At 46.1% G+C, this 23,452-nt stretch carries 18 protein-coding genes; 10 read left to right on the top strand and 8 right to left on the bottom strand.

Annotation, left to right across the window (positions count from 1 at the left end; genetic code table 11):
• The first annotated feature begins 143 nt into the window (after positions 1–143).
• From lon to H9626_RS03025, 3 genes are read left to right on the top strand one after another with little or no spacing between them, the layout of a single operon-like run.
• Entirely contained in the window at positions 144–2,624 is a 2,481-nt protein-coding gene (gene lon, locus H9626_RS03015) for an endopeptidase La (RefSeq protein ID WP_191709530.1), read from the top strand.
• Positions 2,621–3,751, top strand: a complete 1,131-nt coding sequence (tgt, locus tag H9626_RS03020; RefSeq protein WP_178256618.1) for a tRNA guanosine(34) transglycosylase Tgt — start codon at positions 2,621–2,623, stop codon at positions 3,749–3,751. Before lon ends, tgt begins: the two co-directional genes overlap by 4 nt.
• Positions 3,748–4,872, top strand: a complete 1,125-nt coding sequence (locus tag H9626_RS03025; protein ID WP_191709531.1) for an LptF/LptG family permease — start codon at positions 3,748–3,750, stop codon at positions 4,870–4,872. The genes tgt and H9626_RS03025 overlap by 4 nt, the downstream gene beginning before the upstream one ends.
• Positions 4,873–5,114: 242 nt before the next feature.
• Here the strand turns inward: H9626_RS03025 and H9626_RS03030 are convergent, their stop codons facing one another.
• A complete protein-coding gene (locus H9626_RS03030) occupies positions 5,115–5,612 on the bottom strand; it encodes a thioredoxin family protein (protein ID WP_178255878.1) in 498 nt (165 codons plus the stop codon).
• A gap of 269 nt (positions 5,613–5,881) precedes the next feature.
• Here H9626_RS03030 and serB point away from each other — a divergent pair, with 269 nt between their 5' ends.
• Entirely contained in the window at positions 5,882–7,114 is a 1,233-nt protein-coding gene (serB, locus tag H9626_RS03035) for a phosphoserine phosphatase SerB (protein ID WP_178255877.1), read from the top strand.
• Positions 7,115–7,142: 28 nt separating this feature from the next.
• A complete protein-coding gene (locus H9626_RS03040) occupies positions 7,143–8,411 on the top strand; it encodes a DEAD/DEAH box helicase (RefSeq protein ID WP_191709532.1) in 1,269 nt (422 codons plus the stop codon).
• 117 nt (positions 8,412–8,528) lie between these two features.
• On the opposite strand, the gene H9626_RS03045 is transcribed toward H9626_RS03040, so the two are convergent.
• The 4 genes from H9626_RS03045 to H9626_RS03060 all read right to left on the bottom strand — a co-directional run bounded on the left by H9626_RS03045 (position 8,529) and on the right by H9626_RS03060 (position 12,252).
• Positions 8,529–10,307, bottom strand: coding sequence for an alpha-1,3-galactosidase-related protein (locus tag H9626_RS03045; protein WP_191709533.1), 1,779 nt, complete (start codon positions 10,305–10,307; stop codon positions 8,529–8,531).
• Positions 10,308–10,476: 169 nt separating this feature from the next.
• Positions 10,477–10,932 carry a DUF4293 domain-containing protein gene (locus H9626_RS03050; protein WP_178255874.1) on the bottom strand — a complete coding sequence of 152 codons (456 nt, stop codon included), beginning with the start codon at positions 10,930–10,932 and terminating at the stop codon, positions 10,477–10,479.
• 118 nt (positions 10,933–11,050) lie between these two features.
• On the bottom strand, positions 11,051–11,386 hold the full coding sequence (locus H9626_RS03055) for a DNA-directed RNA polymerase subunit omega (protein WP_178255873.1): 336 nt from the start codon (positions 11,384–11,386) through the stop codon (positions 11,051–11,053).
• Positions 11,387–11,415: 29 nt separating this feature from the next.
• On the bottom strand, positions 11,416–12,252 hold the full coding sequence (locus H9626_RS03060; RefSeq protein WP_178255872.1) for an outer membrane protein assembly factor BamD: 837 nt from the start codon (positions 12,250–12,252) through the stop codon (positions 11,416–11,418).
• Positions 12,253–12,675: 423 nt separating this feature from the next.
• Here H9626_RS03060 and H9626_RS03065 point away from each other — a divergent pair, with 423 nt between their 5' ends.
• On the top strand, positions 12,676–14,340 hold the full coding sequence (locus H9626_RS03065; RefSeq protein WP_191709534.1) for an AMP-binding protein: 1,665 nt from the start codon (positions 12,676–12,678) through the stop codon (positions 14,338–14,340).
• A 78-nt stretch (positions 14,341–14,418) separates the two neighbouring features.
• Here the strand turns inward: H9626_RS03065 and H9626_RS03070 are convergent, their stop codons facing one another.
• Together H9626_RS03070 and lipB are read right to left on the bottom strand one after the other, a co-directional pair.
• Positions 14,419–14,982 (bottom strand): DapH/DapD/GlmU-related protein, encoded by a 564-nt coding sequence (locus H9626_RS03070; protein WP_191709535.1) that lies wholly within the window; start codon positions 14,980–14,982, stop codon positions 14,419–14,421.
• A gap of 108 nt (positions 14,983–15,090) precedes the next feature.
• On the bottom strand, positions 15,091–15,756 hold the full coding sequence (gene lipB / locus H9626_RS03075) for a lipoyl(octanoyl) transferase LipB (protein WP_191709536.1): 666 nt from the start codon (positions 15,754–15,756) through the stop codon (positions 15,091–15,093).
• A gap of 112 nt (positions 15,757–15,868) precedes the next feature.
• Here lipB and H9626_RS03080 point away from each other — a divergent pair, with 112 nt between their 5' ends.
• The 4 genes from H9626_RS03080 to gcvP are packed head-to-tail and all read left to right on the top strand — an operon-like array spanning position 15,869 to position 20,918.
• Entirely contained in the window at positions 15,869–16,723 is an 855-nt protein-coding gene (locus tag H9626_RS03080) for an RsiV family protein (RefSeq protein ID WP_191709537.1), read from the top strand.
• 31 nt (positions 16,724–16,754) lie between these two features.
• Positions 16,755–17,381: a 16S rRNA (guanine(527)-N(7))-methyltransferase RsmG gene (gene rsmG / locus H9626_RS03085; RefSeq protein WP_178257546.1), complete on the top strand. Its 627-nt coding sequence runs from the start codon at positions 16,755–16,757 to the stop codon at positions 17,379–17,381.
• 9 nt (positions 17,382–17,390) lie between these two features.
• Complete coding sequence (locus H9626_RS03090; RefSeq protein ID WP_178257545.1) at positions 17,391–18,029, top strand: MBL fold metallo-hydrolase; 639 nt, start codon at positions 17,391–17,393, stop codon at positions 18,027–18,029.
• A 39-nt stretch (positions 18,030–18,068) separates the two neighbouring features.
• Positions 18,069–20,918, top strand: coding sequence for an aminomethyl-transferring glycine dehydrogenase (gene gcvP / locus H9626_RS03095; protein WP_191709538.1), 2,850 nt, complete (start codon positions 18,069–18,071; stop codon positions 20,916–20,918).
• A 63-nt stretch (positions 20,919–20,981) separates the two neighbouring features.
• Here gcvP and H9626_RS03100 read toward each other — a convergent pair whose 3' ends face one another.
• The gene (locus H9626_RS03100) at positions 20,982–23,309 is read right to left on the bottom strand and encodes a transglycosylase domain-containing protein (protein ID WP_178257543.1); all 2,328 of its coding nucleotides are present in this window, start codon (positions 23,307–23,309) and stop codon (positions 20,982–20,984) included.
• Between the last annotated feature and the right edge of the window lie 143 nt (positions 23,310–23,452).

Consider the following 23,452-nt stretch of genomic DNA (forward strand, 5'->3'; position numbering starts at 1 on the left):
AAAATGATGTTTATCTGCGAACAATTCAGTATATATTCACTATTATTAATGTATTTGCCGCCCCTGTTTGTTCCGTATTTAATGCAGAATGATTAACTTTGTAGCCGCTTTTGAAAAAGCCAAACACACTACTGAATGAGATTATGATAAAAAAAAGTCGAAAAGAAAATATTCTAATGAACACAGACAGCGAAGACATTTCGATGTTGGCTGAAATAGAAACAGTGCCAAGAGAAGTAACGGAAGAAGAACTGGAGCAGGAGTTTCCGGTTATGACTTTACGCAACATGGTTATGTTTCCATCGGTTGTCATGCCTATTACGGCAGGACGCCGCACCACACTGAAGCTGGTAAACGCTGCTTTAAAAAATAGTTCCTCTATCGTTATTGCTACACAAAAGCTCAGCGAAGTGGAAAATCCGGGGTACAAAGACCTCTACCCTACGGCTGTTATAGGCAAGGTTTTACGTGTATTCGAAATGCCGGGAGGAAACACTACGGTTATTCTTCAGGCTAACGGGCCTAAAGTCCATTTAGATGAAATAACCTCCGTACGTCCTTACCTCAAAGGCAAAGTAACGCCTATAAAAGAAACAATGGAGGCGGAAGATTCGGATGAGTTTAAGGCATTGATGGATACCTGCCGCGAACAGTGTCTGAAGTTTGTCGAAACGTCGGAACACATGAGTCCGGACACTTCGTTTGCCATTAAAAATTTGGATAACTCGGAATTATTGGTGAACTTCGTATGTACGAATTTCCCTTTTTCCATCGAAGAAAAGTTTGAATTGCTCGACCTCAATACGCTGAAGGAACGATTATACCGGCTTATTCAGATATTGAATAAGGAAGTCCAACTGGCTGCCTTGAAGCAAAGCATCCAAATGCGTACACGCGAGGAAATTGACCGCCAGCAGCGTGAATACTTCTTGCAACAGCAGATAAAAAACATCCAAGACGAGCTGGGGAACGGACAGAACGATGAGATAGACGAACTCCGCCAAAAAGGTGAACAGAAACACTGGAAAAAAGAAGTTGCCGAAATCTTCGAACGCGAGGTAAGCAAACTTGAACGCATCAATCCGCAATCGCCGGACTATAACGTGCAACTGACTTACCTGCAAACACTGCTTGCGTTGCCGTGGGATGTTTATACAACCGATGTCATCAACATAACAAACGCCGAAAAGATTCTGAATAAAGACCATTACGGACTGGAAAAAGTAAAAGAACGTATATTGGAACACTTGGCGGTATTGAAGCTGAAGGGCGATTTGAAGTCTCCCATCATTTGCTTGTACGGACCTCCGGGAGTAGGAAAAACATCTTTGGGACGTTCTATCGCAGCTTCGTTGAAACGGAAATATGTGCGTATGTCATTGGGTGGAGTACACGATGAAGCAGAGATTCGAGGACATCGCAAAACTTATATAGGTGCGATGCCGGGACGTATTATCAAGAGTCTGATAAAAGCTGAAACCTCAAATCCGGTAGTTATCTTGGATGAAATTGATAAATTAGGCAGAGACCGTCAGGGAGACCCAAGTTCGGCTATGCTCGAAGTGCTTGATCCGGAACAGAACAATACGTTCCACGATAATTACATTGACATCGATTATGATTTGTCGAAAGTCATGTTTATCGCCACTGCAAATAACTTATCTATGATTCCTACTCCCCTGCTCGACCGCATGGAGTTGATAGAAGTCAGCGGATACATCACCGAAGAAAAAATTGAGATAGCACGCCGCCATTTGATTCCGAAAGAAATGGAAACAAACGGACTGAAAAAAGAACACGTTAAGTTCACAAAGGCTGCCATCGAATACATCATTGAAAACTACACCCGTGAAAGCGGAGTGCGTGAGCTGGAAAAGAAAATCAACAAAGTGATGCGGAAAATTGCGCTAGAGATAGCAAGCGACAAATTTACTGAACAACATGAGTTGAAACCGTCTGATATTCCGAACTATCTCGGTACACCTGAATACTCTCGTGACAAGTATCAGGGCAATGAATATGCCGGAGTGGTTACCGGATTGGCTTGGACGGCCGTGGGAGGAGAAATACTTTTTGTTGAAACCAGTCTGAGCAAAGGAAAAGGAAGCCGTCTCACGCTTACAGGTAATCTGGGAGACGTGATGAAAGAATCGGCAATGCTGGCACTGGAATACCTGAAAGCACATAGCCATTTGTTAGACTTGCCGGAAGGTATTTTCGATAATTGGAATATTCATATCCATGTGCCCGAAGGTGCAATTCCTAAAGACGGGCCTTCGGCAGGCATTACAATGGTTACCTCACTGGCTTCTGCATTGACACAACGAAAGGTTAAACCTAATCTGGCAATGACAGGAGAAATTACCTTGCGCGGAAAGGTATTGCCCGTAGGCGGTATCAAGGAAAAAATTCTGGCTGCCAAACGTGCCGGTATCAAGGATATTATCCTTTGCGAGGAAAACCGTAAAAACATAGAGGAAATACAGCCGTTGTATCTGCAAGGCTTGACTTTCCATTATGTAAAAGACATCAAGGAGGTATTAGATTTGGCATTGACCGATGAGAAAGTGGCAGATGCCATTGATTTTACCGTAACCGAGGAACAGAAAGAAGAAAAGAAATGAAATTTGAACTGCAATACACAGATGCACGCTCGAATGCGCGTGCCGGATTAATCACCACCGACCACGGGCAGATAGAAACACCTATCTTTATGCCTGTGGGAACTGCCGGCACGGTAAAAGGCGTACACTTGCGTGAGTTAAAAGAAGATATTAAGGCGCAAATAATTTTGGGGAATACCTACCATCTTTATTTGCGTCCGGGGTTAGACATCATCGAAGGAGCAGGAGGCTTGCATAAATTCAACGGATTCGACCGCCCGATGCTGACCGACAGTGGAGGATTCCAAGTGTTCTCGCTTTCGGGTATCCGGAAGATGAAGGAAGAAGGCGTGGAGTTCCGTTCCCACATCGACGGTTCAAAACATTTGTTTACGCCCGAAAGAGTGATGGATATCGAACGTACCATCGGTGCAGATATCATGATGGCGTTTGATGAATGTGCACCGGGAACGTCTGATTATAACTATGCCAAGAAATCAATGGAGCTGACTCACCGCTGGCTGGACCGTTGCATTACGCGCTTTAACGAAACAGAGCCTAAATACGGATATAACCAGTCTCTTTTCCCCATCGTGCAAGGTTGTGTTTATCCGGATTTGCGCCGGCGTTCTGCCGAATACATTGCGTCTAAGAATGCCGACGGAAATGCTATCGGCGGACTTGCGGTAGGCGAACCGACTGAGAAGATGTATGAGATGATTGAGGTGGTCAACGAGATACTGCCTGCCGACCGTCCGCGCTATCTGATGGGAGTGGGTACGCCTGTCAACATCTTAGAGGGTATCGAGCGAGGTGTGGATATGTTCGACTGTGTGATGCCTACGCGCAACGGGCGTAACGGTATGCTCTTTACAAAAGATGGCATCATGAACATGCGCAACAAGAAATGGGAGAACGACTATTCCCCCATCGAAGCAGACGGAGCTTCGTACGTTGATACCGCATACAGCCGTGCTTATTTGCGCCATCTCTTCCATGCACAAGAACTTCTTGCCCTACAAATCGCTTCTATCCACAACCTTGCCTTCTACTTATGGCTGGTAAAAGAAGCCCGCAAACATATCATTGCAGGAGATTTCTCTACGTGGAAACCCATGATGGTAAAACGCTTGTCTACACGATTATGAAAATACCGGTAAACATAAAACAACTGTTCAAACAAAAGTGGCTGAAGAGGCTTGACAGGTACATCATCGTCAAGTTCTTAGGTACTTATTTCTTTGCCATCGCGCTGATTATTTCAATCGCCGTTGTGTTTGACATCAATGAAAACATTGATGACTTTATCAAGAACAAAGCGCCGCTCAAGGCTATTGCCTTCGATTATTATCTGAACTTCATCCCCTACTACACCAACCTGTTCAGCCCGCTGTTTGTGTTTATCGCCGTTATTTTCTTCACCTCGAAGCTGGCGGAAAACTCCGAAATCATCGCCATGTTTTCTACGGGCATGAGTTTCAAGCGGCTGATGGTGCCTTACATGATTTCTGCTGCCATCATTGCGCTGGTTACTTATGTGCTAAGTACCGAAGTCATACCCACGGGAAGCGTAACGCGACTGGAGTTCGAGCGGGTGTATAAGAATAAAAAATCGTCCGACTATGCCCGAAACATCCAACTTGAAGTAGACAGCGGTGTCATCGCCTACATGGAACGGTACGAAGATTATAATAAAACGGGGTATCGGTTTTCGCTGGACAAATTCGAAGACCATAAGCTGGTTTCCCACCTTACCGCCCGGCGGATTACGTATGATACGGCTCAGGTACATAAGTGGATTATCAAAGACTACATGCTGCGCGAGATGAAGGGAATGCGGGAAACCATCACCAAAGGCGACCGTATCGACTCTATCATCAACATGGAGCCGCAGGACTTTCTTATCACCCGAGGCCAGCAGGAAACCATGACCAGCCCGCAGCTGAGGGAGTATATCGACAAACAGAAACAGCGGGGATTTGCCAACATCAAGGTGTTCGAAGTAGAATATTACCGACGTATAGCCACTTCGTTTGCCGCGTTCATCCTTACCGTTATCGGGCTTTCACTCTCCTCGCAGAAGCGAAAAGGTGGAATGGGATTACACTTGGGTATCGGTATCGGACTGAGTTTCTCGTACATTCTGTTCCAAACCATATCATCGACTTTTGCCATCAACGGCAATATGCATCCGAATCTTGCTGTCTGGATTCCGAACATCATTTACGTCTTTATAGCAGTATATTTATACCGCAAGGCACCGAAATAAGGAACAAGCTGATAATAAAGTAATTCAATCTTCACAGTGAGCTTGAAAAACACTAACGGTAGAGCCGGTCAACACTATGGGTAGAAATGGTCAACGCTACCGCAAGAAATGCCCCACGCTAACGGTAGCGTTTTTCGGGACAGGCTCAATAAAAAAAGTTGCAATGAATTTGCGTAACGCGCTTTCATTGCAACTTTTGCTTTTTTTGTTGTATTCACTTTTTTCTTTCCCAACGGGGAGCCTTATCGGTTAAGATACAAGGCCAATTCGTCTGCGGTTACGTTCTTGGCAACAATCACTCCGCGGCTGTCGACCAAGTAATTTTTAAAACCGCTTTTCAAATCGTACGATTTGAATACTTCCGAATCTTCCCCTTCCATTTCCAGATGACAGACCTCTTTGTCTATCCCGTCTTGACGTACCGCCGCATCAAAAACCGAGCGGTAACGGTCGAACGAAATGGAAATCAACTTCACGCGGGCATCTTTTTCTACGGCATGACTCAGCGTTGCGTTCGTCATTCGCGAAGCTGCATCGTAGCTTGCCCAAAAGCTCAACAAGGTGTAACTACCATCGGCAGCGTGCAGGTTGAGCGGCTGCACTTCGTTGCAGAGTGCCAACTCGGGGACTCTCGTACCCACAGCCAGCTTCTCAGTAAATACACTCTCTCTGCTGAATGAAAAAGAGAGTAAGGAACCGGTTATTAATACAACAAAAAACCATTTTACATTTTTAATCATGTAATTTGATTTTAGTTAATACTATCCGGGACTGTCCTTTTACAGTAATTTCCGCCCGGAACATTATTTCCAAGACACCTCTTGCCACAGAAATATCTCTTTCTCTTCGGAAATCCGGTGCAAAGGTAAATCTTTTCGAATAAAAAAAGAAAAACAACGAATAAAATTTATGTTTTACAGCATGAGTTTTATACTTGTTTAATAAAAACTCCCCCTAAATACGCCCGAAAGCGATATAATTTGTACATTTGCATAGATAAATTAACCCCATGGAAACTAAAACAGAACTGATATTAATCCGCATCAGCGGTGTGGATCGTCCGGGATTGACGGCTTCAATCACCGAAATCTTATCGGAATATGATGTAGATATTATGGATATCGGTCAGGCTGATATTCATAGCACGCTTTCGCTCGGTATTCTTTTCAAATGTCATGACAAGGATTCGGGAAATATCATGAAGGAGCTGCTTTTCAAGGCATCTGCATTGGGTATCAACATCCGCTTTTACCCCATTTCGGCAGAGGAATATGAAGAATGGGTAAACATGCAAGGGAAAAACCGGTACATTCTTACCCTGCTGGGCAGAAAGCTGACCGCCGCACAGATAGCGGGAGCTACCAAGATATTGGCGCAGCACCAATTGAACATCGATGGCATCCGGCGCCTGACGGGACGTATTCCGCTGGACGAGAAAAAAGCGAACGTAAGGGCTTGTATCGAACTTTCGGTTCGTGGCACTCCGAAAAACAAAGAGGAACTGCAAAGCCAACTGATGCAGTTAAGCAGCTCGCTTTCAATGGATTTTTCGTTCCAGTTGGATAATATGTATCGCCGTATGCGCCGGTTGATTTGTTTCGATATGGACTCTACACTGATAGAAACCGAGGTTATTGATGAGCTGGCGATACGGGCAGGCGTAGGCGAACAGGTAAAGGAGATTACGGAGAGAGCCATGCGCGGTGAAATTGATTTCAGGGAAAGTTTTAAAGAAAGGGTTGCCTTGCTGAAAGGGCTGGACGAAAGCGTAATGAAAGAGATTGCCGAAAACCTGCCCATCACGGAGGGAGTAGAACGACTGATGTACGTGCTGAAGAAGTACGGCTACAAAATAGCCATCCTGTCGGGAGGTTTCACGTATTTCGGCAATTACCTAAAGGATAAGTTCGGTATAGATTATGTATATGCCAACCAGCTCGAAATCGTAGACGGGAAACTTACGGGCAGATACGTGGGAGACATCGTAGACGGAAAACGGAAAGCGGAGCTTCTGCAACTTATCGCACAGGTGGAGAAAGTCGACATTGCGCAGACCATCGCCGTGGGCGACGGTGCAAATGACCTGCCGATGCTTTCTGTGGCAGGGTTGGGCATTGCCTTTCATGCCAAACCGAAAGTGGTGGCAAACGCACGCCAGTCTATCAACACCATCGGACTGGACGGCGTGTTGTATTTCCTCGGTTTCAAAGACTCTTACCTCGACGAACGGGGCAAACTATAAGCATATATAAAAGATTGATATACTAATTATGAAGTTTTCAGAACTGAACTTAGAAGAATGCGTTTTACAGGCATTAGACGCCATGAACTTTAGCGAATGTACGCCGGTACAGGAGCATACGATACCCGTTATCCTTGAGGGACGTGACTTGATTGGGGTTGCCCAGACGGGAACGGGAAAGACGGCTGCCTACCTACTGCCTGTACTCAACCAGCTCAGCAAAGGCGGATATCCGGTGGATGCCATTAACTGTATCATCATGGCTCCTACCCGCGAACTTGCCCAGCAGATAGACCAACAGATGGAGGGTTTTTCTTACTTCATGCCGGCTTCGAGCGTGGCGGTTTACGGAGGAAACGACGGGGTTCGCTTCGAGCAGGAGAAGAAAGGACTCACGCTGGGGGCAGACGTGGTGATAGCAACGCCGGGAAGATTAATCAGTCACTTGAGTCTGGGCTACGTAGACTTATCGAAAGTGTCGTTTTTTATCTTGGATGAAGCAGACCGTATGCTCGACATGGGATTTGCCGACGATATCATGCAAATCGTGAAGTACCTGCCGAAGGAGCGGCAAACCATCATGTTCTCGGCTACCATGCCAAACAAAATCCAGCAACTGGCAAAAACCATCCTGACCGACCCGGTGGAGGTGAAACTTGCCGTATCGAAACCGGCCGACAAAATCATACAGGCGGCTTACATCTGCTACGAAGCGCAAAAATTAGGCATCATAAAAAGTCTGTTCAACGCACAGAAACCGGAGCGCGTGATTATCTTCGCCTCATCGAAACTGAAGGTAAAAGAGGTGGCTAAGGCGTTGAAGCATCTGAATCTGAATGTAGGAGAAATGCACTCCGACTTGGAGCAGTGTCAGCGCGAGGCAATCATGCACGAGTTCCGAAACGGCAGAATCAACATGCTGGTAGCTACGGACATCGTGGCGCGAGGCATAGACATCGACGACATCCGTTTGGTTATCAATTACGATGTGCCTCACGACAGCGAAGATTACGTTCATCGTATCGGACGTACGGCGCGCGCCAACAACGACGGATGTGCCATCACCTTTGTCAGCGAAACCGAGCAAACCCGCTTTAAACAGATAGAAGACTTTTTAGGAAAGAGCATTTATAAGATTCCCGTACCGGCAGAACTTGGCGAAGCTCCCATCTATGCGCCACATACCTCACGCCACAGCGGAAAAAACTGGAAGAATAAGGGAAACGCCGGAAAGAAACATGCTTCCGGAAACCGGAACAGAAAAAATATGCCACAACGGAGAACTACCAAAAACTGACAAAAAAGACATCTATCCGCATAAAAAATCCTCTTATTTTATCTTTCATATCGAATGAACAGGATAAAATAAGAGGATTCTATTTATCTGAAACCGCCTCTGAAAGAAAGGCATCTATTATTCCGATATTTCCGCACGATTTACTTTTTCCAGCAGAAAGCGGCTCTGATTCCAGTGAAAGGGCTTGTAATCGCTATTGGTAGATATTTTATTCCGCTCGAATACCAGCCCGTCTACCGATTTGGCATATAACACCGGAGCATCGAACACTTCGAACTCATTATCGGTTATCCGGATGGCTCCCGGCTTTCCGCCGTGGAAATATTTCACCTGATGTTCCAAATCGGGGATTTCCGGATAAATGGAAATCACGGCGTTAGTAAATTGAAACATGCTGGTAAGCGAATTGACGAAACGGTTATGACGGATGACCACATCGCGGCAGGCTCCGGTTTCATACCAACCGTTGCAGTCTCCGCACAGCAAGATTGCCGTGCCCGAAGTATGGTCGAACAAGTTATGTTCCACCACCGTTTGGCGCGGTGTACTGAACAGTGCGCCACGGGCGCGATTGTTACGCACTACGTTATGCGCAAAATAAACTTCCGGAGTCCACGTCAGGTTTTCGATGCCGAAATCTTCCTGTCCGCCAATCTCATTCGGAAGTGGCTGAACGAAACGGATAAGAAACTCTCTGGCACCTTCCGCCGTCGGTTGGTCGGAAGCTGTAATGCGCTCGATACAGTTTCTTCCATCCAGCAGTTCCATCGTCTGCGAGCGGATGAACTGTACGCTGTCGCCCGCAAATCCCCAATCAAATCCCCACGACTGGTCGTGCATGTAGCGAGCCGCCAACGTATGGTCGTCTACACGGCGGAGTACCTTCAGATACGTGCCGTGTACGTTGATGGCGTCGTCCATCATCCCTTCATACAGTCCGTTCACCGAAGTTATCTTTCCCTTACACTGCGAAAAGTGGGTAGCGTCTGCTTGGGTGGTAAAGTAACGGACATCCGTGTCACCTTTCAGACATACGCCGAAACCCTCCATCGTAATGCCGTCGCAAAGCTGAGCCAAAAGCCCCATGCCTTGCGCGTAATGCACCTTCACGTTTTTCAGTGTGGTATGAGTGTTATGCGACAAGAAGATGCCGGGCGTAGGACGATCCCACGAACGCATTGCCACAACAGTGCCTTCGGGCAAGCGGCTGTCTTTCCAGCGGGGAGCGTAAATCAGGTTCTCTCCTACCTGCGTACAACCTTTGGTGGGACAGGCGATGTCACTGGTACGGTAAACAATGTGTCGGGTCTTTTCCTCGAACGCAATCCCCGACATCGGATGCAGCGTCCATCCCTTGCCGTAAGTTTCAAATATCGAATCTTTCGTCACGCGGTAATCCACCCACGGAGCAGGCCGGAAGGTAATGCCTTTCTCTCCTTCATTTTTCACGATTTGTACCTGCGCGATGTGCGGATTGGCAAAGTCGATACTGAAATCCTGCAACGTACAGTCGCTGCTACGAAGCATAGAAACAGGAATCATCTGTCCGTGGAACACAAATTCCGCTCCGTTTCCTTCCAGCGTAACCGATTTCAGGTCTTCCAGCGCAATTCCTACCCGTTTGGGATTCGTCTGGTCGTGGTTTGAGATGTAATAAACCCGCTCTGCCGCTCCTTCGGGGTAGAAATGGTACGTTCCGGGCTTAAACTTCAGGATGAGTGACTCCCCCTCGCGGGATTCCTTTTTAATCTTGGCGAGTGCCTTTTCCATACGTGCCGACATGTTGCTCTTCTTTCCGGGGACAATCCCGAAGCGGCTCATGTCGTAAACTTGCTGCGCCCACAGCGGAAGGCAAAGCGAAGCAAGCAGTGCCGTGTATATCAGTTTGTTTTTCATAACAGATTTATTAGATGCATTACTTTGCAAAATAAATACTTTTTATTGAAACGAAAGCTGCATCACCTGAAAAAGAAAAGCAAAAAGCCAACCGATCCGCAATGAATCAGTTGGCTTTTCATATAATGTTTTTTTAATGTTCTTGAATAAAAGCCGACTAAAAGCCTAATCAGCGCAAACGTTCGTAAGCCTTGACCAACATTTCGTCTTTTCCTATCGCACGGATAGCAAGCCAACTCAGTACGAGCGACACGAAAGGCAGGCAGACAGTCCATGAAGGAACATACCGGCAGTCGCCTTTCAGCATAAACACAAAGGTGATCAGCGTAGCATAATATCCCACCAGCAACACACAGTTGAAAACCGTAAGCCGAATCTGCAACATGCGTTTCTTATACAAGAATATCGTTACTGCGGAAATTACGGCTATCGCTACCAGCAATACGAACAGCGCCCACGGAGCATAATTCGCCGTCCCGTCGGCAGCCACTACCGCCAGATTGGTAAACTCAACGGGCGGAACGCTGTAATCCGCACCCACAAAACTCCCCACGGGGAGAAACATCATTACTACCGACAGTATGGCTACAATCAGTAAATAAACGGTTTGAATACGTTGTATCATAGAATTATCTAATCTTGTTAAGGTTTCTTGATAAAACAAAGAATCTGTAGCTCCGGTATGCTTTGCCGCCGTTACAGATTCTTTATACATTTCTTATTTCAGAAGAAAAGTCATCTTTTTATTGCAATTTTTCTTTCTCCTTCGCCGGATTTCTGTAATAAACTTTTCCTTCGATGTACTCCTGAGTTGCTATCAACGTCGGTTTCGGGAGCTTTTCATAATAACGAGAGATTTCGATTTGTTCTCTGTTTTCAAAAACCTCCTCCAGATTATCGTTGTACGAAGCAAACTCCTGCAATTTCTTAGAAAGGTCGTTCTTCATCTCCGCCGCAATCTGATTGGCACGTTTACCTATGATGGCTACTGTTTCATAAATATTGCCCGTGTCTTCACACAGTTCCATTAAATCACGGGTAACGGTAGTCGTAGGAGCATTTGTTTTTTTGTAATCCATAATGTTTTATTTAATCCCAATATTATTAGTTATTCTTCTTCAGTCGAAACAAAACGGCTGGCATCCTTGAAGATGTTTTCCACTTCCGTCATATACTTGCTTTCAGGAAATTCATTCTTAAACGCATAATACTCGTCGATGGTTTCGCGCATACGTTCTTCTTTCTTCTCGAGCACGCTTTCTTTCGCCATGCCGTATTTGGCACGCAGTATCAGGATGGAAAGGTCTTCGCGCAATTTCGTATACGGATAATCTTTCAGAATGTTCTGGGCGGTAACCACCGCAGCCAGATAGTTGTTACCCGTACTGCTGTATGAGGCATTTCCTGAGTAAGAGCCCAAATCGTAATACAGTTTTGCCGAAAGATATTCTTTTTCCACCAGCTTGTCTTGAAGTTCGAATATCATGCTCTGGGCAAGGTCGCGGCGCGAACTTCCGGGGAAATATTCCATAAACATCTGCAATTCTTCAATCGCCTTGTAAGTGCTGCTTTGGTCCAAACGGGGTTCGGGCGTATCAAGATAAAGCGCTTTCCCGCTGTGGAATCGTGCCAACTCCGTGTAAGTCCCGCGCGGATAAGTGGTGTAATACGTATTAAAATAATGTGAAGCCGATACGTAATCGCCCTGATTATAGTAGGTCATTGCCAACATGTACAGAGACTCTTCACCATTGACCGTACCTTTCAGGATAGGAATCAATTCTTCCAAGATAGTTGCAGCCCTTGAGTTTTGTCCTTTGGCGAAATAACTTTTCGCAGCTTCGTATTTATATTCATAATCAGTGCTTTTCAGCACTTTGTTGTACTCTCCGCACGAGGATAACAATCCGGCGGAAAGGAGCGCCATAACTATGTACTTTTTCATATCATTCATATATAGTTGCGCAAAATTACGGCTTTCCACGGAATAATACAACTATTGGATTAAAAATTAACAAAATGAAATGAATCGACAGGTTAACCTGCCGTCGTCCGACCGAAATCGGACGGTGTTTTTTCTCTATGGGATAGACTTACTTACGCAAGCCGAAGCGTTACCCGGTTTATCCGCATAAGTTACACAACACATGCGGTTGAATTTCGAGTCTCGTAAACATCTGTTTTTGAGGATATTCCTCTGCCGTCACACAAAAGGATACGGCAGGCGATCCGCCGAGTGAATTTATTTCACCGGGACTATGAAACGGCACCCCGTTTACAAAAACAGCCGAATCTCTATGAATGTTTGCTTAATTTTACTATTTTTGCGCACAAATTCACGCTAAATGTGCAATTCTCATACCAAAAGATGGAGACAAAAGACAGTTTTATAGAGTTAATCGAACAAAGTATCCGCACGAACTGGAATCGTGACGCACTGACAGACTACAAAGGTGCTACCTTGCAATACCGTGACGTGGCACGCAAAATTGAAAAAATGCATATCTTATTCCGACATGCCGGCATAGAGCCGGGCGACAAAATCGCTTTATGCGGACGCAACAGCGCGAATTGGTGTGCAGTATTTCTCAGCATCATCACTTATGGAGGTGTGGCAGTCCCCATCCTTCACGAATTTAAAGCCGATAACGTTCATCACATTGTCAATCATTCTGAAGCACGTATGCTCTTCGTGGGCGACCAAGTATGGGAGAATTTCAACGAAGCTGCGATGCCCAATCTCGAAGGTATCATCGAGCTGAAGAATTTTGATCTCGTGGTTTCGCGTTCCAAACAGCTTACGTATGCACGCGAACATCTGAACGAAGAGTTCGGCAAAAAATATCCCTGCCGTTTCCGTGCCGAGCAGGTCTCATACCGGCGCGAACAGCCGGAAGAGTTGGCAGTAATCAACTATACATCGGGCACTACGGGATATTCGAAAGGTGTCATGCTGCCTTACCGGAGCATCCTGTCGAACGTGGTACATATTCATCAGAAGGTAAACCTTCAGGCAGGCGACCGCGTAGTATCCATGCTTCCGCTCGGACATATATTCGGGTTGGTCTTCGATTTTCTTTACGGCATGACCATAGGCGCGCACTTATGGTTCCTGACCCGTATGCCGAGCCCGAAAATCATAGCCGAATCATTTTCTGAAATCCGTCCGCGCGTAATAGCATGTGTACCGCTCATCGTTGAAAAGATTTTCAAGAAAAACATCCTTCCTACCGTCGACAACAAACTGGGCAAACTCTTGCTGCGTCTGCCTATCATCAGCGACCGTATTAAGGCGGAAATCCGCCAAAAGGCAATGGAGGTATTCGGCGGGAACTTTATAGAAATCGTAATCGGGGGCGCACCGTTCAACGCGGAAGTGGAAGCCTTTTTACGGAAAATCAATTTCCCTTACACCATTGCTTACGGGATGACGGAGTGTGCTCCTCTCATCTGCCACAGCCGCTGGGATGAGATTTTATATACCTCATGTGGTAAAACGGTATCGAACATGGAAACGAAAGTGCTGTCTTCGAACCCCGAAGAAATTCCGGGCGAATTGGTTTGCCGGGGCATGAACGTGATGTTGGGTTATTATAAAAACGAAGAGGCAACCGCTCAAACCATCGACAAAGACGAATGGCTGCATACGGGCGACATGGCTATAAAAGATGCAAACGGGAATATCTTTATAAAGGGACGTTGTAAAAACATGTTGCTTTCTTCTTCGGGACAAAATATTTATCCGGAAGAAATAGAGGCGCGTTTGAACAACATGCCGTTTGTAAACGAATCGCTGGTTATCATGAAAGACAGCAAGCTCATCGCACTGGTTTATCCTGACAACGAAGAGGCTTTTGCACAGAGCATGAGCAAGCAACAGCTTGAAGCTGCGATTGAAACGAACCGCATCGAACTGAATAAGCTGCTTCCTGCATATTCTCAGATTACCCGCATCAAACTCTATCCCGAAGAGTTTGAAAAAACAGCCAAGAAGAGCATCAAACGGTTTATGTATCAAGATATCAAGGAGTAATCCTTGCAAAGGGAAACAAGAGGCAGAACAGCGTCCGGCGTTGAAGTTCTGCCTCTTGTCATTTAATGGTTTACCATCTTACTCAATATGGCGGATATGCTTTGCCGGCACGCCTCCCACGATGGTATTTGCCGGTACATCCCTGTTCACCACCGACCCTGCTGCAATAATGGCATTGTCGCCTACGGTCACGCCCTGCAAAATGGTGGAATTAGAGCCAACCCACACATTCTTCCCCAGCACAATGGGAGCATGATTCATGGATGTCCGTTTTTCGGGAGCAATGCCATGATTCAACGTGGCAAACACCACATTGTGTCCGATTAAACAATCATCGCCCAACGTTACGCCTCCTTGATCTTGAAAATGACAGCAGGCATTGATAAATACGTTCTTTCCTACGGTTATGTTTTTCCCGAAATCGGTGTAAAAGGGAGGGAACACACGGAAAGTAGGATCTACAGGTTTGCCAAACAAGCGGGACATCAATTCGCGCACTTCATCGGGGGTATGATACGCTCCGTTCAACTCAAAAGTTATACGGCGAGCCTCATCGCTCATCTGATTCATGAACTGGTAAATTTCTTCTGTATTCAGAGGTTTCCGCTCTGCCACATGTTTCAAATATTCCTTTAACGTCATAATAGGTTAAGTTTTGTTTTTACGCTGCAAATTTCGGAAAAAACAGATTCTTTCTATTAAATATATTACAGATATTATGAACCTAATTATGGATATCAGCTGTTATTTTCACTTTATCCTGCCCGATAACAGTTCTGTCAGCATTATCTCCAATCTCTTTCTTGCCTCTTCAAACGGAACGTCACGCCCTGTCTCGCGCTCAATTGACGTAACCCCCTTGTCGACAAAACCGCAGGGATGAATATAACTGAAATAGCGCAAATCCGTGCTGACGTTCAATGCCAAGCCGTGCATGGTAACAAAATGGCTGCAACGCACCCCCATCGCACATATCTTGCGTTCGCCAGGCATTCCCTTATCTATCCATACTCCCGTAGCACCTGCCACCCGCTCTGCCTTGATTCCGTATGAATCACAAACACGAATCACTGCTTCTTCCAGCAAGGATATATATTCTTTCAGTCCCAAATGGAAATCTTCCAAATTCAATATCGGATAACAAACGATTTGTCCCGGCCCGTGATAGGTAATATCTCCTCCCCGGTCTATGCGGAACAGCTCCGCCCCAACCTGCTGCAAGCGGGAAACGTCGAGCAGAAGATTGGCCTCTTTCCCGTGTTTGCCCAATGTATATACGTGAGGATGCTGACAAAAAATCAATCTATTTTCATACGGCATACCGTTTTGTTTGGCTGCAACCAGTGCTTCGAAGCATTCGGTCTGCCGTTTCCACGCTTCCGCATAAGAAATAAGTCCCCAATTTTCAGTTTTCATAATGTTTTTTAGCTTAAAGATTCTTCGGACAAAGATATGAAAATCCGGGAAGTTTTTCTACATTTGTCTGACAGGAGTTCCCAATGAACTCCCTCATAAAAACAATTAAATAATGAAAACGAATAAACTTTTACTCACCGCAATTATCTTAAGTCCGTTCGTGTGCTTTTTGTCACCGGGATGTATAGAAAAGAATCAAGTTGTTGAAGAAGCAAGTATAGCAAGTCTGCAAGCCGACACCACCGTCAGCCTTAACACAGCCGTAGAAAGCTCTCCGAATTGTAAAATACACCTTGATTTCATGTATTTGAAATGTTCAGACAAGGATTCGATTTCGCAAAGCGTGAATCAGACCTTGCAAAGCATATTCTTCAATGAACAGCTCAGCCTCCTGTCGCCGGAAATCTTTGTCGACTCTGTAATGCATACTTATATTTCGAAATACAAAAACGATGTTGAAAAATACTATCAAGCCGACATCAAAAACGGAGTGGATGCCAAAGATATTCCGCAATGGTATAACTATGAGTTCGACATCACGAGCGAATTGGCTAAGGGAAAGAATAACCAGTTTTGGAACTATACGGTATCAACATTTCAAAATACCGGAGGAGCTCATCCGAACACATGGGGCAAATGGGTAAACATCAATGCGTCAAACGGAAAGGCATTGACCAAAGAAGACATCTTCCTGCCGGGAACGGATAAAGACATTTGCAACCTCATATTAAAACAACTGATACAGGAAGCAAACAAGCGGCTGGAAACAGATACCATCAGCAGTATGGAAGGTTTACAGTCGGCAGGCGTATTATTGGACACAGACTTATATATCCCCGACAATTTCCTGTTGAAAGAAGAAGGCATAACCTTTTTATATAACCGCTACGACATAGCTCCGTACTCAATGGGCGATTTTCAGTTGACCGTCCCTTATGCAGAAATAGAGACTTACTTAAAATTATAACAATATATTCAAAACAACATCAATACAGACAATGGAGATTATTCTGAAATATTTCCCCCAATTAACCGAGAGACAGAAAGAGCAGTTTGCTGCTTTATACGATTTATATACCGACTGGAACAGCAAAATCAACGTGATTTCGCGCAAAGATATTACAAACCTGTACGAACATCATGTGCTCCACTCATTGGGCATAGCCAAAGTCATCAATTTCCGTCCCGGTACGGAAGTGATGGACTTGGGTACGGGAGGCGGTTTTCCGGGCATTCCCCTCGCCATCCTTTTCCCTGATGTACAGTTTCATTTGGTTGATAGCATCGGCAAGAAAGTGAAAGTTGCCACCGAAGTGGCGCAAGCCATCGGATTAGAAAATGTAACGACACGGCATTGCAGGGCTGAGGAAGAAACTCGGAAATTCGATTTCGTAGTAAGCCGTGCGGTAATGCCGTTGGCAGATTTAATAAAAATAATCCGAAAGAACATCAAAAAAGAGCAACAGAACGCATTGCCTAACGGACTGATATGCCTAAAAGGTGGCGAACTGAGCCACGAAATTCTTCCGGTAAAACATAAATCGATGCTGCATGAACTGAAGAATGATTTCCAAGAAGAATATTTTGATACGAAGAAAGTAGTTTACGTAACCATTAACGGATAGTTGAAAGATATGAAAATCAAACGATTTGAATTTAACATGTTTCCGGTAAATTGTTACGTCCTTTCGGACGAAACCGGAGAAGCTGCCATTATTGACGCCGGATGTTATTATGCAGACGAACAACAAGTGTTGAAAAAATACATACAAGATAATAAGTTGACTCTCAAACTGCTGCTAAATACTCATCTGCATCTTGACCATATATTCGGCAATGCTTTCATCGTGCGCGAATTCGGTGTTCAACCACAGGCATGTAAAGACGATGAATTCTTATTGCCACATACGGCAGAACATTGCCGCATGTTTGGTTTCGAGCTGAATGAAACTCCGGCTCCGTTAGGCGGATACATCAATGACAATGATACGCTTCGTTTCGGGAACGTGCAGCTGAAGGCTATTCACGTTCCGGGACACTCGCCGGGAGGCATTGCTTTTTATTGTAAAGAATCGGCGTGCCTGTTTAGCGGGGATGTCCTTTTTCAAGGAAGCATCGGACGTGCCGACCTTGAAGGAGGTGATTTCAACCAACTGCGCCGCAGTATCATCGAGCGTCTTTTCGTCCTCCCCGATGAAACTGTGGTTTACCCGGGACATGGCGATTCGACCACCATCGGCAATGAAAAAATGGATAATCCTTTTTTCAGATAAGAAACAATGTAATTATATAATATCAACCTTAAAACAATCATGAAAACAAGAACATTTGCAGATAGGCATGTCGGCATATCCGACAAAGACTTGCCAGCTATGCTGGAAAAGATAGGAATGAAAACACTGGATGAACTGATAGACCGTACCATTCCCTCACAAATCCGCTTGAAAACTCCCCTACCTCTGGCTCCTGCCATGAGCGAACGAGAGTTTTCCATGCACATTGCTTCATTGGCGGCAATGAATAAATTATATAAATCTTATATCGGGACAGGATGGTATGACACGGTTACACCGGCAGTGATTCAGCGCAACGTATTCGAGAATCCCGTATGGTATACGTCGTATACTCCTTACCAGACTGAAATCTCACAGGGACGCTTGGAAGCCTTACTGAATTTCCAGACCGTGGTCAGCGACTTAACTGCCATGCCTTTGGCGAACTGCTCTTTGCTGGATGAAGCAACGGCGGCTGCCGAGGCTGCAACAATGATGTTCGGTCTGCGGAGCCGTGCACAACAAAAAGCGGGAGCCACCACTTTATTTGTAGATGAGGAAATCTTCCCACAGGTGTTGGCTGTGATACATACGCGCGCCATCCCGCAGGGTATGCAAATAAAGACAGGCAGCTATAAGAATTTGAAGTTTACGCCGGATATCTTCGGATGTATCATTCAATATCCAAACAACAGCGGAAGCGTAGAAGATTACCGTGAATTTACATCCCGCGCTCACGAAGCAGGATGCAAAGTTGCTGTAGATGCCGATATCTTGGCACTCGCCTTGCTGATGCCTCCGGGTGAATGGGGAGCTGATATCGTATTCGGAAGCACTCAGCGTCTGGGTATTCCGATGTTCTACGGCGGACCGTCGGCTGCTTATTTCGCTACACGCGATGAGTACAAACGCAACATGCCGGGGCGTATCATCGGATTGTCGAAAGATAAATACGGACATATTTGTTACCGAATGGCTTTACAGACGCGCGAGCAACATATCAAACGCGAAAAGGCTACTTCCAACATCTGTACTGCTCAGGCATTACTGGCTACCATGAGCGGATTTTATGCCGTATATCATGGGGCGGAAGGTATCCGCAGCATTGCCGAACACATCCACTTTACAGCGGTGACGCTCAACAAGCAACTGGCTCACTTAGGATATAAGCAGCTCAACAAATGTTTCTTTGATACGCTCCGCCTGCAACTGCCTGCCCAAGTTTCAACAGAGAAGCTCCGCACGATAGCTTTGAGTAAGGAAGTTAATCTCCGCTATTTCGATAACGGCGATGTAGGTGTAAGCGTCGACGAGACAACAACCCTTGCAGACGTTAATCTGCTGATAGCGATATTCAGCATTGCAGCAGAAAAGCCGGTTCATGAAATCAACGAGATTCCGGAGACTGCCGCCCTGCCTCGCGACTTGCAAAGAACCTCCGGTTACCTGACACACGAAGTATTCTGTAAGTATCATACCGAAACCGAAATGATGCGTTACATCAAGCGATTGGAACGGAAAGATATTTCTCTCGCTCACTCCATGATTTCATTGGGTTCATGTACGATGAAACTGAATGCAGCTTCTGAGATGATTCCGCTGAGCAACGCCGGTTGGATGAATATCCACCCGCTCGTTCCGGAAGACCAAGCGCAGGGTTATCAGACATTGATCAGCAACTTGAGCGAACAACTGAAGGCCATTACGGGATTTGCCGGCGTAACGCTTCAGCCTAATTCGGGTGCAGCAGGCGAATATACGGGACTACGCATCATCCGGAGTTATTTGGAGAGCATCGGCGAAGGACACCGACACCTGATTCTGATTCCGGCATCGGCACACGGAACAAACCCGGCATCAGCCGTACAAGCGGGATATGAAACGCTGACTTGTGCTTGCGACGAGCATGGTAACGTGGATGTGGAAGATTTGCGTGCGAAAGCGGAAGCTCATAAGAACGAACTGGCTGCGCTGATGATTACGTATCCTTCAACACACGGTATATTTGAAGCAGACATTAAGAAGATTTGTGAAATCATTCATGCTTGCGGCGCACAGGTTTACATGGACGGTGCGAATATGAACGCGCAAGTGGGACTGACCAATCCGGGAACTATCGGGGCCGATGTGTGTCACCTGAATCTGCATAAGACTTTTGCCAGCCCTCACGGAGGAGGCGGTCCGGGTGTAGGTCCGGTTTGCGTGGCTCAACATCTGATTCCGTTCCTTCCGGGACATGCAGCCATGGGTAATCCGCAAAACGAGGTGGCTGCTGCTCCTTACGGAAGTGCGGGTATCCTGCCTATTACTTACGGCTATATCTGCATGATGGGAACCGAAGGGCTTGAAAAGGCTACGAAGACTGCCATCCTGAATGCCAACTATCTGGCGGCTCGCCTGAAAGATACGTATGGAATTGTTTACCGAGGGACGAACGGATTTGTGGGTCATGAGATGATTTTGGAGTGCCGGAAGATACACGAAGAAAGCGGTATCACCGAAAACGATATTGCCAAACGACTCATGGACTATGGTTACCATGCTCCTACGCTGTCTTTCCCGGTTCACGGCACACTGATGATTGAACCTACCGAGAGCGAGAGCCTTGCAGAGTTGGATAACTTCGTGGATGCCATGCTTTGCATCTGGAACGAAATAGAAGAAATCAAAAACGGAGATGCTTCGAAAGAAGACAACGTTTTGGTAAATGCACCGCATCCGGAATATGAGGCTGTGGGCAATCAGTGGCAACACATGTACAGCCGCGAAAAAGCGGTTTATCCGATGGAAAGCGTACGCGAAAACAAATTCTGGATAAACGTTGCGCGCGTAGACAATACGCTGGGAGACCGTAAACTTCTTCCTACACGTTACGGCAGTTTTGAATAAGCGATAACAAAAAATCCCCATCACCCGGACGGATGATGGGGATTTTTTTACCCTATCTGAAAGTTATTGGAAAAACAAGTCGTCTAACCGGCTGGTATTTTCTTCTTCTATCTCTGTCAACCGGTCTTTACACGGATCAAAATCTTCGGGGATGTCGAATGTCTCATCTTCCGAATAACCCAATGTCTTGTCGGCAAATACTTTCTGCATGTACAGTGACCATACGGGAAGCGCCATTGATGCTCCCTGTCCGTCGCGCATGGTGTCGAAATGGATGTCGCGTTCTTCGCCTCCTACCCAACAGCCGGATACCAGCGAGGGAGTAAATCCCATGAACCAACCGTCGGAATTCCGGTTGGTAGTACCCGTTTTACCACCCATGTCGGCTTTGATACCGTACAGACGACGCACACGTCCACCCGTACCTTCATTGATAACCGCACGTAACATAACCAGCATCTTATAGGCGGTCGATTCGCTGATTACTTCGTTTACCTGCGGAGTAAATTCGGCTATCACATTGCCCTCGTTATCTTCGATACTGGTAACAAACAGCGGAGCAGTACGGATGCCCTTGTTTACAAATGCCGTATAAGCACTTACCATTTCGCCCACCGAAATCTCGCACGGGCCGAGGCAGAGCGATACCGTGGGTTGAACGTCTTTATTCAAGATGCCGAACGAATGAATCAGGCGAACCAAATCATACGGGCTGAGCTTGCTCATCAAGTAAGCGGATATCCAGTTGTTTGAGTTTGCCAATCCCCATTTCAAGGTTACTATTTCGCCGTAATGCGACCGCGAGCTGTTACGCGGAGACCATGCCCGTCCGTTTTCATCAAACAGGGTCTGTTCTACGTTGCGCACCTCATCGCAGGGAGAGAAGCCGTTCTCCATAGCCAGCGCATAAACATAAGGCTTGATAGTAGAACCTACCTGCCGGCGTCCCACCATCGCCATGTCGTACTGGAAATAATTGTAATTCGGACCTCCCACATACGCCTTTACATGTCCCGTCAGCGGGTCCATCGACATGAATCCGGCACGCAAGAAATGTTTATAATACTTAATAGAGTCGAGCGGAGTCATGATCGTATCTTTTTCGCCTTCCCATGAGAACACAGACATTTCGTATTTAGTGTTAAATGCCTTCATGATTTCGGCTTCCGAACAGCCCGCATTTTTCATCGTCCGGTAACGGTCGCTCTGGTGGATGGAGCGATTCAGAATCTGTTGCACCTCTTCTACGGTCAACTGATTGGTGTAAGGTGCAGTTTTGCGTCCGCGTTTTTCTTTGAAGAAGCGCGGCTGGAGGTATTTCGCCACATGTTCGTAAACCGCTTCTTCGGCATAACGCTGCATACGCGAGTTTATCGTGGTATGAATCTTCAGTCCGTCTACATACAGATTATAATTCGTTCCGTCTTTCTTCTTGTTTTTAGCACACCAGCCATACAGCGGATTGGTTTCCCATGCCAGCGAGTCTTCGTAAAACTTCTGCATCTGCCATCCCCGGTAGTTGCTCTTTTCGGGTTTCTTTGCCGTCATTACCCCGCGCAGGTATTCGCGGAAGTAAGTCGCCAGACCGTCTTTATGGTCAACGGGCTGGAACTTCAACACCAGCGGAAGAGCCTGCAACGAGTCACATTCCGCCTGTGTCAGGAATCCCGCCTTCCGCATCTGGTCGAGCACCGTGTTGCGGCGTCCGCGCGAACGCTCGTTAAACCGGCGCGGATTATACAGCGACGGGTTTTTACACATACCTATCAGCGTGGCGGCTTCTTCGATTTTCAACGTCTTCGGCTCTTTACCGAAATACGTTTTCGCCGCTGTTTTTATACCTACAGCATTATTCAGGAAATCAAACTTATTCAGATACATTGTCAGGATTTCCTCTTTCGTATAATATCTTTCCAGCTTTACCGCAATCACCCACTCGATGGGTTTTTGCAGCAAACGCTCCATCACGTTGTCTGCCGTAGGCGAATAAAACTGCTTGGCAAGCTGCTGGGTTATGGTACTTCCCCCACCTGCATTTTTCTGCATGAATATACCGCGCTTGATAACGGCACGCATGAATGCACGCGCATCAATGCCCGAATGTTCGCTGAAACGCACATCTTCCGTAGCCACCAGTGCGTGAACCAAGTGTGGCGAGAGGTCTTCATAACCTACATACACGCGGTTTTCTTTACTAAGCGACCACGTACCGAGCAGCTGCCCGTCTTCTGAGATAACTTGCGTGGCAAACTTCAGGTTGGGGTTTTCCAGTTCTTCAACGGGAGGAACATAGCCGATTTTTCCGTTTGCGATGGCGGTAAACACGATAGCTACAGCCGCAATACACAAAAAAATGATTCCCCACAATACGTATATAAATGTCTTTCTCATTTTCTCCTAAATAGATTTATTCTTTTTAAACTGCAAAATTAAGGAAAATCGTTAGAATAACCACATAAAATCCAAAGAAGATAGCAATAGTAGCATGAAAGTTATCGGACTTTACCCGACTGGGCGAGAAGGATGAAAAACAC

The sequence above is a fragment of the Phocaeicola faecium genome (genome assembly GCF_014837055.1).
In the GTDB taxonomy this organism is placed as follows: domain Bacteria; phylum Bacteroidota; class Bacteroidia; order Bacteroidales; family Bacteroidaceae; genus Phocaeicola; species Phocaeicola gallinarum.

Excerpts from the sequence above, each read along its gene's own strand:
- lon (WP_191709530.1), top strand. The coding sequence starts at position 144 with ATGATAAAAAAAAGTCGAAAAGAAAATATTCTAATGAACACAGACAGC.
- tgt (WP_178256618.1), top strand. The coding sequence starts at position 2,621 with ATGAAATTTGAACTGCAATACACAGATGCACGCTCGAATGCGCGTGCC.
- H9626_RS03025 (WP_191709531.1), top strand. The coding sequence starts at position 3,748 with ATGAAAATACCGGTAAACATAAAACAACTGTTCAAACAAAAGTGGCTG.
- H9626_RS03030 (WP_178255878.1), bottom strand. The coding sequence starts at position 5,612 with ATGATTAAAAATGTAAAATGGTTTTTTGTTGTATTAATAACCGGTTCC.
- serB (WP_178255877.1), top strand. The coding sequence starts at position 5,882 with ATGGAAACTAAAACAGAACTGATATTAATCCGCATCAGCGGTGTGGAT.
- H9626_RS03040 (WP_191709532.1), top strand. The coding sequence starts at position 7,143 with ATGAAGTTTTCAGAACTGAACTTAGAAGAATGCGTTTTACAGGCATTA.
- H9626_RS03045 (WP_191709533.1), bottom strand. The coding sequence starts at position 10,307 with ATGAAAAACAAACTGATATACACGGCACTGCTTGCTTCGCTTTGCCTT.
- H9626_RS03050 (WP_178255874.1), bottom strand. The coding sequence starts at position 10,932 with ATGATACAACGTATTCAAACCGTTTATTTACTGATTGTAGCCATACTG.
- H9626_RS03055 (WP_178255873.1), bottom strand. The coding sequence starts at position 11,386 with ATGGATTACAAAAAAACAAATGCTCCTACGACTACCGTTACCCGTGAT.
- H9626_RS03060 (WP_178255872.1), bottom strand. The coding sequence starts at position 12,252 with ATGAAAAAGTACATAGTTATGGCGCTCCTTTCCGCCGGATTGTTATCC.
- H9626_RS03065 (WP_191709534.1), top strand. The coding sequence starts at position 12,676 with ATGGAGACAAAAGACAGTTTTATAGAGTTAATCGAACAAAGTATCCGC.
- H9626_RS03070 (WP_191709535.1), bottom strand. The coding sequence starts at position 14,982 with ATGACGTTAAAGGAATATTTGAAACATGTGGCAGAGCGGAAACCTCTG.
- lipB (WP_191709536.1), bottom strand. The coding sequence starts at position 15,756 with ATGAAAACTGAAAATTGGGGACTTATTTCTTATGCGGAAGCGTGGAAA.
- H9626_RS03080 (WP_191709537.1), top strand. The coding sequence starts at position 15,869 with ATGAAAACGAATAAACTTTTACTCACCGCAATTATCTTAAGTCCGTTC.
- rsmG (WP_178257546.1), top strand. The coding sequence starts at position 16,755 with ATGGAGATTATTCTGAAATATTTCCCCCAATTAACCGAGAGACAGAAA.
- H9626_RS03090 (WP_178257545.1), top strand. The coding sequence starts at position 17,391 with ATGAAAATCAAACGATTTGAATTTAACATGTTTCCGGTAAATTGTTAC.
- gcvP (WP_191709538.1), top strand. The coding sequence starts at position 18,069 with ATGAAAACAAGAACATTTGCAGATAGGCATGTCGGCATATCCGACAAA.
- H9626_RS03100 (WP_178257543.1), bottom strand. The coding sequence starts at position 23,309 with ATGAGAAAGACATTTATATACGTATTGTGGGGAATCATTTTTTTGTGT.